This is a genomic window from Salmonella sp. NW722 (genome assembly GCF_051702785.1).
In the GTDB taxonomy this organism is placed as follows: Bacteria; Pseudomonadota; Gammaproteobacteria; order Enterobacterales; family Enterobacteriaceae; genus Salmonella; species Salmonella enterica.
The window spans coordinates 534,763-548,412 of the sequence record NZ_JAMMIN010000003.1; the positions used below are offsets into that span (position 1 = coordinate 534,763).

The window sequence follows — 13,650 nt, forward strand, 5'->3', positions numbered from 1 at the left end:
GCTGCTAATTTATTTCGGTTCAGGAAGGAAAAAAGCGAGGATTTAGCACTGTGTCGGATAGCGTAATGGCTTACCCGACACAGCAATGTATCACACTGTTAGCCCGGCAAGCAAAATATCTGCCAGGCGTACCAGATTTACGCGTCGAACGGATCGCGCAGAATCATCGTCTCAGTACGATCGGGGCCGGTAGAAATAATATCAATCGGCACGCCGGTCAGTTCTTCGATACGTTTGATGTAGTTCAGCGCCGCCTGCGGCAGGCCGCTACGATCTTTCACGCCGAAGGTGGATTCAGACCAGCCCGGCATGGTTTCGTAAATCGGCTCTACACCTTTCCAGTCGTCAGCTGCCAGCGGAGTGGTAGTCACTTCGCGGCCATCCGGCATACGATAAGCCACGCAGAGTTTCACCTCTTTCAGGCCATCCAGCACGTCCAGTTTGGTCAGGCAGAAGCCAGACAGGGAGTTCAGCTGTACCGCACGACGAACGGCAACGGTGTCCAGCCAGCCGGTACGACGACGACGGCCGGTAGTGGCGCCGTATTCGTTACCCTGCTTGCAGAGGAACTCGCCGGTTTCATCAAACAGTTCGGTCGGGAACGGACCTGCACCTACACGAGTGGAGTAAGCTTTGAGGATACCCAGAACGTAATCAACATAACGCGGGCCCAGGCCGGAACCGGTCGCCACGCCACCTGCAGTGGTGTTAGAAGAAGTTACGTACGGATAAGTACCGTGGTCGATATCCAGCAGGGTACCCTGCGCACCTTCAAACATGACGAAATCGCCACGCTGACGCGCCTGGTCGAGCAGGTCCGAAACGTCAACAACCATAGAAGTCAGGATGTCGGCAACAGCCATCGTATCATCCAGAACTTTCTGGTAATCAACCGCTTCAGCTTTGTAGTAGTTAACCAACTGGAAGTTGTGATATTCCATCACTTCTTTCAGTTTTTCAGCGAAGGTTTCTTTGTCGAAAAGGTCACCAACACGCAGACCGCGACGTGCCACTTTATCTTCATAAGCAGGCCCGATTCCACGACCGGTGGTGCCGATCGCTTTCGCGCCACGCGCTTTCTCACGCGCGTTATCCAGCGCAACGTGATAATCAAGGATCAGCGGACAGGCTTCAGACAGCAGCAGACGCTCACGAACGGGGATGCCACGGTCTTCCAGTTCTTTCATCTCTTTCATCAGCGCGCTCGGAGACAGCACAACACCGTTACCGATGATGCTGGTTACATTCTCGCGAAGAATACCTGATGGAATAAGATGGAGAACGGTTTTTTCACCGTTGATTACGAGAGTATGGCCTGCGTTGTGACCGCCCTGGTAGCGTACAACATATTTAGCCCGTTCAGTCAGAAGATCGACGATCTTTCCTTTACCTTCGTCACCCCATTGGGTGCCCAGTACGACGACGTTGTTACCCATTTTTCAAAATCACCGTTTGCTTAAAAATGGATTCTACCATCGCTTTTTCAGATATACAGCACTTTTTGCACTCAATCTGCGGCAAATCCGACCACTTTTTGTTCAGCCAATCGTTTTCCTCAACATGTAGTAGACCACAACTCCCGCAACCACAAGTCCGCCGCCAAAACGTCGTAAAACATTTTCCGGCAGTTGCGCCAGTGCCGAAACCATTTTTTTCCATGCGCCGGGATACAGCATCGGTCCCAGCCCTTCGAGGACTAATACCAGAGCAAGCGCCAACCAGATTGTTGAATTCATTTATCGCCCTTATAAAAGAAAACCACCGGCATCCTTTGGATGCGGTGGTTTTGCTGGTCTAAAACCGCTGACGCTATTTTAGCGTGTCGTCGAACTCGGTGTCTTCATGTAGCGGAAGAAATCGCTGTCCGGGCTCAGTACCATCACGTCCTGATTACCTTCGAAGCTCTTCTCGTAAGCGCGCAGACTACGAATGAACGCGTAGAAATCAGGGTCCTGGCTGAACGCGTCGGCAAACAGCTTCGCGGCTTCAGCATCACCTTCACCACGCATGATACGCCCCTGACGCTCGGCTTCCGCCAGAGTTTTCGTCACCTCATAGTCAGCAGCCGCACGCAGTTTTTCCGCTTCTTCCTGACCTTGTGAGCGATGACGACGCGCGACCGCTTCACGCTCGGCGCGCATACGGTTGTAAATCGCCTCAGAAACCTCGGTCGGCAGGTTGATCTGCTTAATACGCACATCGACCACTTCGATACCCAACGCCGCCATACTGTTCGGGTTGATGACCGGTACTTTACCTTTGGTTTCCGCCGTAACGCGTTCCGCCGCTTCGGCAATCGCGTCATCCGCCGCCGGGGTCGCTACTTCATCATCGGTACCGGCTGAACCGGAGTTCAGCGCGTCGCGCACTTCCAGAGTCAGACGACCACGAGAATCGGTCACGATGTCTTTTACGTCCAGGCGACCAATCTCAGAACGCAAACGGTCCGAGAATTTACGTTTTAACAGCACTTCGGCTTGCGAAATATCGCCGCCGCCGGTCGCCAGATAGTAACGGCTAAAGTCGCTGATACGCCATTTGATGTAGGAGTCGACAATCAGGTCTTTCTTCTCTTTAGTCACAAAGCGATCGGCCTGGTTATCCATCGTCTGGATACGCGCATCAAGCATTTTCACTGATTCAATAAACGGGATCTTAAAGTGCAGACCCGGCGCGTAAACCAACGGTTTGTTCTCATCGTCACGCAGAACTTTACCAAAACGCAGCGTAATGCCGCGCTCGCCCTCTTTGACCACAAAGACGGACATGTAGAGCACTACCAGCACGATGATGATAATCGCAATAACTGACTTACGCATCGTTATTCCCCCTGACGCTGGTAGTCGTTACGCTGCGCATTCGCGCGGCGTTGGTCCATAATATCGCCCTGATTTGAGGACGACGTGTTGCTTGCTCCGCTGGCGTTAGACTTTGTGGACGGCGGCAGGCGCAGCAGGTTGCTGGCGCTATTGTCGCTCTTTGCCGCCGGCGCATTCCCGCCTTTCAGCATCTGATCTAACGGCAGCACCATTAAATTACCGCTCTTGTCGTTAACCAGTACTTTACGGGTATGGCTCAGCACTTTTTCCATCGTTTCAATATACAGACGCTCGCGTGTAATCTGCGGCGCGGCTTTATATTCCGGCAAAATCTTCGCAAACCGGGCGACTTCACCCTGCGCTTCCAGGATAGTCTGGGTTTTATAGGCGCGTGCCTCTTCCAGAATACGCTGCGCCTGACCGTTGGCGCGCGGCTGAACTTCGTTAGTATACGCTTCCGCTTCACGAATGTACTGCTGCTCGTTTTCACGTGCGGCAATCGCGTCGTCAAAGGCGGCTTTCACCTCTTCCGGCGGGCGCGCAGCCTGGAAGTTCACGTCCAGCAGGGTAATCCCCATGTTGTACGGTTTGATAGTCTCTTCCAGCTCGCGTTGGGTATCGCTACGAATAACGGTACGGCCTTCGGTCAGGATGCGATCCATTGTGTATTTACCAATGACGCCACGCAGCGCGCTGTCGGTGGCCTGACGTAGGCTATCGTCCGGGCTGGTCACGCTAAACAGATATTTCTGCGGATCGGTGACGCGGTATTGCACGTTCATTTCAACACGCACGACGTTTTCATCAGACGTCAGCATCACGCCTGACGCCGCCAGTTCGCGCACCGCTTCGACGTTCACCGGCGTGACGTCGTCAATAAATGTCGGCTTCCAGTTCAGACCTGGCTCTACCAGATGGCTGAATTTACCAAAACGCGTCACAACGCCACGCTCGGCTTCTTTAATGGTATAAAAACCGCTGGCCGCCCAGATAATGACTACTGCCGCCGCGGCGATGGCGACAATACGGCCTCCCAGTTGCGGACGCGGGCCTTGCGATGAGCTACCGCCGCCGGAACCGGTGCCTTTACCGCCCCCAAAACCACCGAGTTTTTTACTCAGCTTACGGAAGATATCATCCAGATCGGGAGGTCCCTGATCGCGGCCACCTTTGTTTCCATTTCCCCCAGAGTTGCTGCCAGGTTTGCTGCTTCCCCACGGGTCGCGGTCCTGTCCGTTATTACCGGGCTGATTCCACGCCATGTTTGTGCTCCATATTTGTTATGCGGTGATCCCCGTTGTCTTTCGACCTCAGAGGATAAGGCGAAATTACTCCATGCTTCAGACGAACCGCCGTTACAGACATCATCTTTCAGGCTGCGTCTTGAGTGGCGGCTTTTTTACCCCAGGTCACTTAGTTGTGAGCTCCTGAGATTCTCTCAGCTACCGCCTCAATACGACCTGAATGACTTCGCGTCTAGATCACGTATTCGATCAACGCCGGTTCTTGTTTACAGAGGCGACGCCAGTCGACAATCGGCATTCGTACCTGCAGACTGACGCTACCGTCTTCCTCCATCCACTCTTTTTCTATTGCCTGAAGCTGATAAAACCGGCTTCTCAGACGCCCTTCCTGCGGCGGCAAACGCAGCGTATGCTGCGCCACCTCGCCGGAAAGACGCTCCGTCAAAGCCTGAAAAAGCTGTGGTATCCCCACGCCGCTTTGCGCTGAAAGCCAAACGCGGATGGGTTTATTCTCTTCATCTCTGTCGATACGCGGTTCAAAGTCGTCCAGCATATCGATTTTGTTCATCACCATTAAGGTGGGGATTTCGTGAGCGTCAATCTCTTCGAGAACGGTGTTTACCGCCTCGATGTTTTCCTGCACACGAACATCCGCCGCATCGACCACATGCAGCAGCAGCGTCGCCTGACGCGTCTCTTGCAGGGTAGCTTTAAAGGCAGCCACCAGATCGTGCGGTAAATGGCGGATAAAGCCTACCGTATCCGCCAGAACGGTTTCACCGACATCCGCTACATCAATACGACGTAATGTGGGGTCCAGCGTCGCAAATAGCTGATCTGCCGCATAGACCCGCGCTTCAGTGATCTGATTAAAAAGGGTGGATTTTCCGGCGTTGGTATAGCCCACCAGCGATACCGTCGGAACGTCGGCCTTGATGCGCGACTGCCGCCCCTGCTCACGTTGCTTCTCAACTTTCTCCAGGCGCGACTGAATCTGCACAATGCGATTACGCAGTAAACGACGGTCGGTTTCGAGCTGGGTTTCACCCGGACCGCGCAAACCAATCCCGCCTTTCTGACGTTCAAGGTGGGTCCAGCCACGCACCAGACGCGTAGCCAGATGGCGTAGCTGCGCCAGCTCAACCTGCAACTTACCTTCGTGGGTTCGCGCACGTTGGGCAAAAATATCTAAGATAAGACCGGTGCGATCGATAACCCGGCACTCGCACAAACGCTCCAGGTTTCGCTCCTGGGCTGGACTCAATGCATGATCAAACAATACGACCGCTGCGCCAGTCGCTTTCACGGCTTCCGCAATTTCAACTGCCTTACCTTCACCTACAAAGTACTTCGGGTGCGGTGCTTTACGGCTACCGGTAATCACCTGCATTGCTTCGACACCGGCGGAAGAGACCAGAGATTCAAACTCCTGGAGGTCTTCCATATCTTTGTCTTGCGAAAAATAGATGTGTACCAGTACCGCCTGCTCACCGGCATCATAACGGTCAAACAAGCGTAAACCCTCTTAATAACCAGCGGGGGCGATTATCCGACGCCCCCGACATGGATAAACAGCGCGTGAACTTATTCAGTCTCTTCGCTGTCCTGTTGCGCAGTAGAACCCTGCGCGTTGCTACCGTGATGGTAGTTATTGCTGGCGCCGCCACCGGCATTGTTGCTGTGATGGGAAACCGGGCGAGACGGGACAACAGTAGAAATCGCGTGCTTATAAACCATCTGGCTGACCGTGTTTTTCAACAGGATCACGAACTGATCAAAGGACTCGATTTGACCTTGCAGCTTAATACCATTCACCAAATAAATAGAAACTGGAACACGTTCCCGACGCAATGCGTTCAGGAACGGATCTTGTAAAGATTGCCCCTTAGCCATTCTCTTTTCCTTATATGCTTATTTGTACTTTGAACCTTTCGATTCTGAAAAATTGCGCACGATACGTCTCAATTGTACACATTCAGTCTGCGATAGCACCAACAACCTGTAATACTTCTTTTCGCGCCCGATCGGGATTCTCACTGTCAAGCCAGCGCACCCCTTCCCAACCGCGCAACCAGGTCATCTGGCGCTTCGCCAACTGTCTCGTGGCGCAAACACCTCTATAAACCATTTCATCATATGAGATTTCGCCCTCAATGTATGACCACATCTGGCGGTATCCCACACAACGGATGGAAGGCAAGTCCGTATGCAAATCTCCTCGGGCAAAAAGCGCCCGGACTTCTGCTTCAAAACCTGAAGCCAACATCTGATGAAAACGCAGTTCAATGCGCTGATGGAGCAGTTCACGGCTCGCCGGGGCGATAGCGAACTGATGCACCTGGTACGGTAGCGCGTCTCCTGACGTTTGCGTTAGCTCCGTTAAAGTTTTACCCGAAATGAAAAAAACTTCCAGTGCCCGGGAAAGTCTTTGCGGATCATTTGGATGAATTCGCGCGGCGGCAACCGGATCTATCTCCTGAAGTTGCTGATGCAACGCCTCCCATCCAAGCTCCGCTGCTTGCTGCTCTATCCGGGATCTGACTTCCGGATCTGCTGAAGGCAGCGGCGATAACCCTTCCAGCAATGCCTTAAAATACAGCATGGTACCGCCCACTAACAGCGGGATACGCCCCGCAGCGGTGATCTCCGCCATTTGCGCTAACGCGTCGCGGCGAAAATCCGCCGCCGAATACGCCTGCGACGGGTCGCGTATATCCAGCAGTCGATGCGGCGCCGCTTTCAGCTCATCGGCATTCGGCTTAGCCGTGCCAATATCCATCCCCCGATAAATGAGGGCGGAATCAACGCTTATCAACTCTACTGGCAAAACTTTACGCAGTTCTATCGCCAGCGCCGTTTTGCCGGAGGCCGTCGGCCCCATCAAAAATATCGCCTTAGGCAGGCTCGCCTTGCTTACATCATTCATGCTTCAGGGCGTTCATCGCCGAATGTAAATCAACAGGTTGTAACAGGCCACCCGGCGGCGCTTTTACCAGCTGCGGACATAGCCGCTCAACATCCGCCAGCAGCGATATGGCCTGCGCCATCGACCACTGCGGATGTTCGCTCTGCACATTACGCGCTATCCATTGTGCAATATTGACCGTTGCAAATGTGGTCTGTTGCGCCAGGTAGCCTATCAGTTCAGGAATCAAGATTTGTAAATTTTGTTGTCGTAAGGGTAAAGGCACCGCCCGAATGGTCACATGCTGCGCATCTGACTGAAATTCAATACCCAATTCTCCCAACAAAGATTGGGCTTTTTGCAGCGCGGCTTTTTCATCGGCGCTCACTTTTAAACGCAGCGGAATCAGCAACGGCTGCGCGCAAACCGGACTTTGACCCGGTGTAAGCTGCGCCTGACGCAGCCAACGCTCCGCAACCGGCAGCGACAAGAGCTGGATAGTCCCCGCGTGTTCCAGCAACGCGCAGTCACCGCCGACTATTGTCAGTACGCGACCGAAACTCTGGCTATGTCCGTCAAGCGCAGGCGCAACCGGCTCCGGCGCGGGGCTCGTCGTCGGCGTCTGTAAAAGCGCGCGATAAACCTCGCCCTGCTGCTTCTGATAACCTGGCTGCGCGTGCGGCCAACCACCCGCGGACTGACGCCCGCCGTTACCGCCCGATGCGCCGCCGGAATAACGCGGTGTCGCGGGCTCGCGCGCCGCAGTTGGCTCGGCGGGTACAGCAAAATGGTTGCGCCCGGCGGCGATACGGTTTTCCGGGACATGCCGCGGCGCTGGCGCAATGTCCTCAAGCGGCAGCGTCGTTTCCGTCTGCTGTTGCAGAACGCTCAGCACCCCTTGATAGATGAAGTCGTGCACCAGCCGGGATTGATGAAAACGCACTTCGTGCTTGGCGGGATGAACATTGACATCCACCTGATGCGGGTCAATCTCCAGATACAGCACAAACGCAGGCTGTTGGTCCGCGCCCAGTTTATCTTCACAGGCCTGGCGAATGGCATGGTTGATCAAGCGGTCGCGCATCATGCGGCCATTCACATAGCAGTACTGGATCTCCGTTAACGCCGTGGTGGTGTGATTCGGATCGGCGACCCAGCCGCGCAGGGTCAGATCGCCATGCTGCCACTCGATCGCCAGTGCCTGTTCGAGAAACGGCGTCCCGCAGATGGCGCCTAACCGGCGCTCTTTTTGCCCGTCCTTTGCGACAGCGCGATACTGCCGTACCAATTTGCCGTTGTGCGACAGGTTAAGCGTGACGTCAAAACGGGCCAATGCAATACGACGGATGATCTCATCGATGTGATTAAATTCCGTTTTTTCGGTACGCATGAATTTGCGCCGGGCGGGCGTATTATAAAAGAGATCCAGAACTTCCAGGGTGGTGCCGACCGGGTGCGCGGCGGGTTTTACCGTCACGTCCATGTCGCGCCCTTCCGCATACGCCTGCCAGGCTTCCGCCTGCTCCGCCGTGCGCGACGTTAGCGTCAAACGCGAGACCGAACTGATACTGGCCAGCGCTTCGCCGCGAAATCCCAGACTGATAATCGCTTCCAGATCGTCAAGCGAGGCGATTTTACTGGTGGCATGACGGGCCAGCGCCAGCGCCAGCTCCTCTTTTTTAATGCCGCAGCCATTGTCGCGAATACGAATAAGCTTCGCGCCGCCACGCTCGATGTCGATATCAACGCGGGTGGCGCCTGCATCCAGACTATTCTCTACCAGCTCTTTAACAACCGACGCAGGGCGTTCCACCACTTCGCCAGCGGCGATTTGGTTCGCAAGCTGCGGCGGCAGAACCTGAATCGGCATGAAATCTCCTTAATTCGCGGCGGTTATGGCGCCAGGCTGGTTGGTACTGGCCGTCTGGCCTGGGCCGCCCTGCGGCGCAGACTGGATCGGATGCGCTGCAAAGTACTTACGCAACCCCCGGTATATAGCGTCAGCAATCTGCTGCTGATAGCGGTCGCTCGCCAGCAATCGCTCTTCGCCGTGATTACTGATAAAGCCCGTCTCCACCAAAATGGACGGGATATCCGGCGAACGCAACACGCCCAGGCTCGCGTGTTCCGGGCGGCGTTTATGCAGCGACCCCACGCCGTCGAGTTGGCTTAGTACGTTCGTCGCCACATCATACCCTACCCGCTGCGAATGACCGAATTGCAAATCCAGTACCGCCTGGCTCAGGTAAGGGTCTGACTGACTGTTCGCCAGCACATCGCCAGCGCCGCCTAACAGTTCGGATTGCTTCTCATGCTGCTCAAGCCAGTTTGCCATTTCGCTGTTCGCGCGACGATTGGACAATACCCAGACGGAGGCGCCGGTGGCGTCGCGATTTGGCGCGGCATCCGCATGAATAGAGACAAGAAAGTTGGCGTTTTGCTTACGCGCCACGTCAGACCGCCCCATCACCGAAATAAAATAGTCGCCGTCACGCGTCAGCACGCCTTTAAACATCGGATCGTTATTCAGTAATGTGCGTAACTTACGCGCGATGGCGATGGTGACATTTTTCTCGCGCGTACCGCCCGGGCCTATCGCGCCGGGGTCCTGGCCTCCATGTCCGGCATCAATAGCAATCACCACTTTATCGCCAGCGCCTGCCGACGCGCGCGCCGCAGGCCGCGTAACGGTATTGCTGCTGGTTACGCCGGTCAGGCGATCATCAGAAGATTTAAACGGATTACGGGCAGGCTCCGTCGGGCGGGGCGCGCTTTCAACCCGTTTCGCGACGACAGGCGGTGGTGGTGGCGGCGGAACATCGGCATTAATGGTGAAAATGACCGTATAGTTGCCGCCGTTTTGCCGCTTCACAGCCTCGGTTTTACCATTTTCCGTCAGATCGACAAGCAACCGTAAAGATTGCGCATCTTTCGGCGTTCCGGCACGGATCGTTTTTACCAGATTGTTACCGCTAAACTGAAGCGGCAGCCCCTGAATCACGCCGGTCTGCCTGATATCCAGCGCCACGGTCCGTTTACCGTCCTGTGAGTAAGCATATTCCGGCTCGCCGATAAAACTCAGCGTAATGCGCGCCTGCTGCTCGCCGTTGGACACCTGAATATCAGAGAGACTGGCGGCGCCCGCCTGCGCGCACAGCAGGATTAAGGCTGCTATTACGGCATTTTTGATGCGATAAATCATCCCGCCACCTTTATAGCTAATCGGCTAAACGCGCTAGTAACGAATGACCCGATGAGGATACCGCGCTTACGCGAGCCTCACGCCCCTGCGCCTGGTAATCAATATGGATTTCGACGTCCGGGTCGGGGAGAACGCCTTTACCTTGTTGCGGCCACTCCACCAGACAAATGGCGTCGTTGGCGAAATAATCGCGAATGCCCATAAACTCCAGCTCCTCCGGGTCCGCAAGACGGTATAAGTCGAAGTGATATACCATCATGTTATCAAGCGTATAAGGCTCTACCAGCGTATAGGTGGGGCTTTTTACATTACCGGTATGGCCTAACGCCTGTAAAAATCCCCGGCTAAACGTCGTTTTACCGGCACCTAAATCGCCATACAGATAAATAACGGTCGCGCCATTGCAGGCGTTGGCTACCCGTTGCCCCAGGTCTAGCGTCGCCTGTTCGTCAGGTAGCGGAATTACTCGATTCATCATGGTTTACGTCAATCACATCAGGGTTAACAATACGCCGCAGCGTAGTAAAAAGATCGGTCGCCAACATGCCGCGAGCGCCATAACGCGCTGCCAGTAAGTCCGCCGCCGCGCCGTGAGCCACACATCCCACACATGCCGCATCATACGGGGTAAACTTCTGTCCGAGCAATGCGCCGATGATGCCGGACAGGACATCGCCCATCCCGCCGCTCGCCATCCCCGCATTACCAGCGTCAATGATAGCCAGAGGGTGGTGTTCAGCGGCGATAATCGTTCCTGCGCCTTTTAACACGACCACGCCTCCGTACCGTTTTACCAGACGCTGCGCTGAAAGTAAGCGATCACTTTCAATTTCTGCCACAGAACATCCTAACAGGCGGGCTGCCTCTCCCGGATGCGGCGTAATCACGCGATTGTGACGTTTATCAGGATTGATTGCCAGTAGGTTCAACGCATCCGCATCCCACAGCATAGGTTTACGGACGTTTTCTACTTTCTGTAAGGCTTTTTTGCCCCATTCCTGCTGCCCAAGCCCCGGGCCGATCACCACAACGTCAGCCCAGGTCAGGCTCTCTTCCAGCGACTGAGGCGTGAGTTCATGTACCATCAGTTCCGGGCGGGCCGTCAGCAACGGCGCGATGTTTTCACCGCGAGTCAGAACTCTGACCAACCCAGCCCCCGTACGCAGCGCCGCCTCGCCAGCCATCCGAATCGCGCCCGCTGTTCCCTGGTCGCCGCCGATAATCGCCAGACGACCATGATCGCCCTTATGCGAGGTCGGTCGACGCGGCGTTAACCATTGCCCCAACTGCGTCGCGTCAAAACGCCGGAGCGGCGGCGTCTGGCTCGCCAGCCAACCTTCCAGTCCCAACGCGTCATAATGCAGTATGCCGGTAACGTCACGCGCTTTGCCGGTCAGCAGGCCTGGTTTCAGGGCGATAAACGTGACCGTATGCGCGGCGCTTATCACCGCGCCAGGCGTGGCGCCCGTTTGCGCCAGCAGACCTGACGGGATATCGACGGCGACAACCGGCGCAGGATGGGCGTTCGCCTGTTCAATCAGACCGGCTACCGGGTCGCGCGGCGCCTGGGCTATGCCGGTGCCAAGCAGCGCGTCGATAATTAGATCCGTCGCTTCCGGCCAGATAATATCGGCAGCATGGATAATGCCGCCGGCATTCAGCCAGGCATCGCGCGCCTGCGCCGCTTCTTCAGGTAACGGTTTGTCGCTCTCCTGCGCCAGCAACGTTACGCTAATGCCCGCCGCTTGCGCTAGTCGCGCCACGACGTAACCATCGCCGCCGTTGTTGCCATGACCACACAACACCAGCCAGTGTCGGGTGTCAGGATAACTGTCACGGGCTACCCGAAATGCCGCGTCGCCAGCGCGCAGCATCAATTCATAGAGTGTGAGTCCGAAGGCATCCGCCGCATCGCGTTCCAGCCGTTTGATGTCATCGGCGGGCCAAATGGAGTGTGGTATACTTACAGGGTTTTTCTTCATGTTATGGTCCATCATGTCAAAGCCCCTCGATCTCAATCAGTTAGCGCAAAATATTAAGCAGTGGGGGCTGGAGCTGGGCTTTCAGCAGGTCGGTATTACTGATACCGATCTGCGCGCATCCGAACCTGCGCTGCAGGCGTGGCTGGACAAACAATACCACGGCGAGATGGCATGGATGGCGCGCCACGGTATGATGCGCGCCCGGCCTCATGAACTCTTACCCGGTACGCTACGTGTCATCAGCGTGCGCATGAACTATCTGCCCGCCAACGCCGCGTTTGCCAGTACGTTGAAGGATCCCACGCTGGGCTACGTTAGCCGATATGCGCTGGGGCGTGATTATCACAAGCTGTTACGCAGCCGCCTTAAAAAACTGGGCGAGCAGATCCAGCAGTACTGCGGTTCGCTGAATTTTAGACCGTTTGTCGACTCTGCGCCTATTCTTGAACGCCCATTAGCGGAAAAAGCCGGACTTGGCTGGACGGGTAAGCACTCACTTATCCTTAATCGGGAGGCAGGCTCATTCTTTTTCCTGGGGGAATTGTTGATTGATTTACCGCTGCCGGTCGACCAGCCGGTCGAGGAAGGTTGCGGCAAATGCGTCGCCTGTATGACCATTTGCCCGACCGGGGCGATTGTCGAACCGTATACGGTGGACGCGCGGCGCTGTATTTCTTATCTCACCATTGAGCTGGAAGGCGCTATTCCGGAAGCATTTCGCCCACTGATAGGCAACCGTATTTACGGCTGCGATGACTGCCAGCTTATCTGTCCGTGGAATCGTTACTCTCAGTTGACCGACGAAGCAGATTTTAGCCCACGCAAGGCGCTGCATAATCCAGATTTGGTTGAGTTGTTTAGCTGGAGCGAAGCGCAGTTTCTGAAAGTCACTGAAGGTTCTGCGATTCGGCGCATTGGTCATTTACGCTGGCTGCGCAATGTTGCCGTCGCGCTGGGGAATGCGCCGTGGAGTAATGCCGTCATTACGGCGCTGGAAAGCCGCAAGGGTGAGCATCCACTTCTTGATGAGCATATCGAATGGGCGATTGCGCAACAAATTGAAAAGCGGAACGCCTGCATCATTGAAGTGCAGCTACCGAAAAAACAGCGTCTGGTCAGGGTGATTGAAAAAGGGCTGGTGCGCGATGCCTGAATTATTCACAGGCTGTGTATAAAAATAAAAACACATTGCGATTCAAGAGGGAAAAAAGGAATAGTCAATAACGCTAACGTTTTGAAATCTTATTTTTTCTATATTTTTCAGTAAATTATAGAAATTCTACGCGTCAGGTATGATTTTTTGCATTCCAGGAGTAATGGGCCAACCTGTGGATAAGTCTGTTTACAAGGATCTGACGAAAGCGGAACAAAACGTGCCCCAACGCGATATTCGTTGTGGATAATTTTACTGTAGATAAGAATTGGAGCGGGAAACGAGACTCGAACTCGCGACCCCGACCTTGGCAAGGTCGTGCTCTACCAACTGAGCTATTCCCGC

Annotated in this window: 12 protein-coding genes and 1 tRNA gene; 1 reads left to right on the top strand and 12 read right to left on the bottom strand. The window is 55.0% G+C overall.

What is annotated here, in order from left to right:
• Nucleotides 1-137: 137 nt before the first annotated feature.
• From purA to nnr, 11 genes are all read right to left on the bottom strand, one after another.
• Nucleotides 138-1,436, bottom strand: coding sequence for an adenylosuccinate synthase (gene purA / locus NA330_RS10250; RefSeq protein WP_000527972.1), 1,299 nt, complete (start codon nt 1,434-1,436; stop codon nt 138-140).
• Between the two features lie 102 nt (nt 1,437-1,538).
• Nucleotides 1,539-1,736, bottom strand: a complete 198-nt coding sequence (locus NA330_RS10255) for a DUF2065 domain-containing protein (protein WP_001089290.1) — start codon at nt 1,734-1,736, stop codon at nt 1,539-1,541.
• A 78-nt stretch (nt 1,737-1,814) separates the two neighbouring features.
• Nucleotides 1,815-2,819, bottom strand: coding sequence for a protease modulator HflC (hflC, locus tag NA330_RS10260; RefSeq protein WP_001232417.1), 1,005 nt, complete (start codon nt 2,817-2,819; stop codon nt 1,815-1,817).
• A gap of 2 nt (nt 2,820-2,821) precedes the next feature.
• Nucleotides 2,822-4,081 (bottom strand): FtsH protease activity modulator HflK, encoded by a 1,260-nt coding sequence (gene hflK / locus NA330_RS10265; protein ID WP_000312505.1) that lies wholly within the window; start codon nt 4,079-4,081, stop codon nt 2,822-2,824.
• 214 nt (nt 4,082-4,295) lie between these two features.
• Nucleotides 4,296-5,576, bottom strand: a complete 1,281-nt coding sequence (hflX, locus tag NA330_RS10270) for a ribosome rescue GTPase HflX (protein ID WP_000460338.1) — start codon at nt 5,574-5,576, stop codon at nt 4,296-4,298.
• A 71-nt stretch (nt 5,577-5,647) separates the two neighbouring features.
• Nucleotides 5,648-5,956, bottom strand: a complete 309-nt coding sequence (gene hfq / locus NA330_RS10275) for an RNA chaperone Hfq (protein ID WP_001051875.1) — start codon at nt 5,954-5,956, stop codon at nt 5,648-5,650.
• An 82-nt stretch (nt 5,957-6,038) separates the two neighbouring features.
• Nucleotides 6,039-6,989 (bottom strand): tRNA (adenosine(37)-N6)-dimethylallyltransferase MiaA, encoded by a 951-nt coding sequence (miaA, locus tag NA330_RS10280; RefSeq protein ID WP_001000734.1) that lies wholly within the window; start codon nt 6,987-6,989, stop codon nt 6,039-6,041.
• Nucleotides 6,982-8,838 (bottom strand): DNA mismatch repair endonuclease MutL, encoded by a 1,857-nt coding sequence (gene mutL / locus NA330_RS10285; RefSeq protein WP_052894884.1) that lies wholly within the window; start codon nt 8,836-8,838, stop codon nt 6,982-6,984. Before mutL ends, miaA begins: the two co-directional genes overlap by 8 nt.
• A gap of 9 nt (nt 8,839-8,847) precedes the next feature.
• The gene (gene amiB, locus NA330_RS10290) at nt 8,848-10,170 is read right to left on the bottom strand and encodes an N-acetylmuramoyl-L-alanine amidase AmiB (RefSeq protein WP_000640354.1); all 1,323 of its coding nucleotides are present in this window, start codon (nt 10,168-10,170) and stop codon (nt 8,848-8,850) included.
• A gap of 16 nt (nt 10,171-10,186) precedes the next feature.
• A complete protein-coding gene (tsaE, locus tag NA330_RS10295; RefSeq protein ID WP_023195852.1) occupies nt 10,187-10,648 on the bottom strand; it encodes a tRNA (adenosine(37)-N6)-threonylcarbamoyltransferase complex ATPase subunit type 1 TsaE in 462 nt (153 codons plus the stop codon).
• Nucleotides 10,620-12,167 (bottom strand): bifunctional ADP-dependent NAD(P)H-hydrate dehydratase/NAD(P)H-hydrate epimerase, encoded by a 1,548-nt coding sequence (nnr, locus tag NA330_RS10300; RefSeq protein WP_000968675.1) that lies wholly within the window; start codon nt 12,165-12,167, stop codon nt 10,620-10,622. The genes tsaE and nnr overlap by 29 nt, the downstream gene beginning before the upstream one ends.
• Here nnr and queG point away from each other — a divergent pair.
• Nucleotides 12,166-13,305, top strand: a complete 1,140-nt coding sequence (queG, locus tag NA330_RS10305) for a tRNA epoxyqueuosine(34) reductase QueG (RefSeq protein ID WP_001615111.1) — start codon at nt 12,166-12,168, stop codon at nt 13,303-13,305. The two genes, nnr and queG, sit on opposite strands and share 2 nt — an antisense overlap.
• A gap of 269 nt (nt 13,306-13,574) precedes the next feature.
• Here the strand turns inward: queG and NA330_RS10310 are convergent.
• A tRNA-Gly gene (locus NA330_RS10310) sits at nt 13,575-13,650 on the bottom strand.

What these genes read in the sequence shown, in the direction of transcription:
- purA (WP_000527972.1), bottom strand. Translation starts at nt 1,436, where the DNA reads ATGGGTAACAACGTCGTCGTACTGGGCACCCAATGGGGTGACGAAGGT.
- NA330_RS10255 (WP_001089290.1), bottom strand. Translation starts at nt 1,736, where the DNA reads ATGAATTCAACAATCTGGTTGGCGCTTGCTCTGGTATTAGTCCTCGAA.
- hflC (WP_001232417.1), bottom strand. Translation starts at nt 2,819, where the DNA reads ATGCGTAAGTCAGTTATTGCGATTATCATCATCGTGCTGGTAGTGCTC.
- hflK (WP_000312505.1), bottom strand. Translation starts at nt 4,081, where the DNA reads ATGGCGTGGAATCAGCCCGGTAATAACGGACAGGACCGCGACCCGTGG.
- hfq (WP_001051875.1), bottom strand. Translation starts at nt 5,956, where the DNA reads ATGGCTAAGGGGCAATCTTTACAAGATCCGTTCCTGAACGCATTGCGT.
- miaA (WP_001000734.1), bottom strand. Translation starts at nt 6,989, where the DNA reads ATGAATGATGTAAGCAAGGCGAGCCTGCCTAAGGCGATATTTTTGATG.
- mutL (WP_052894884.1), bottom strand. Translation starts at nt 8,838, where the DNA reads ATGCCGATTCAGGTTCTGCCGCCGCAGCTTGCGAACCAAATCGCCGCT.
- amiB (WP_000640354.1), bottom strand. Translation starts at nt 10,170, where the DNA reads ATGATTTATCGCATCAAAAATGCCGTAATAGCAGCCTTAATCCTGCTG.
- tsaE (WP_023195852.1), bottom strand. Translation starts at nt 10,648, where the DNA reads ATGATGAATCGAGTAATTCCGCTACCTGACGAACAGGCGACGCTAGAC.
- queG (WP_001615111.1), top strand. Translation starts at nt 12,166, where the DNA reads ATGTCAAAGCCCCTCGATCTCAATCAGTTAGCGCAAAATATTAAGCAG.
- nnr (WP_000968675.1), bottom strand. Translation starts at nt 12,167, where the DNA reads ATGATGGACCATAACATGAAGAAAAACCCTGTAAGTATACCACACTCC.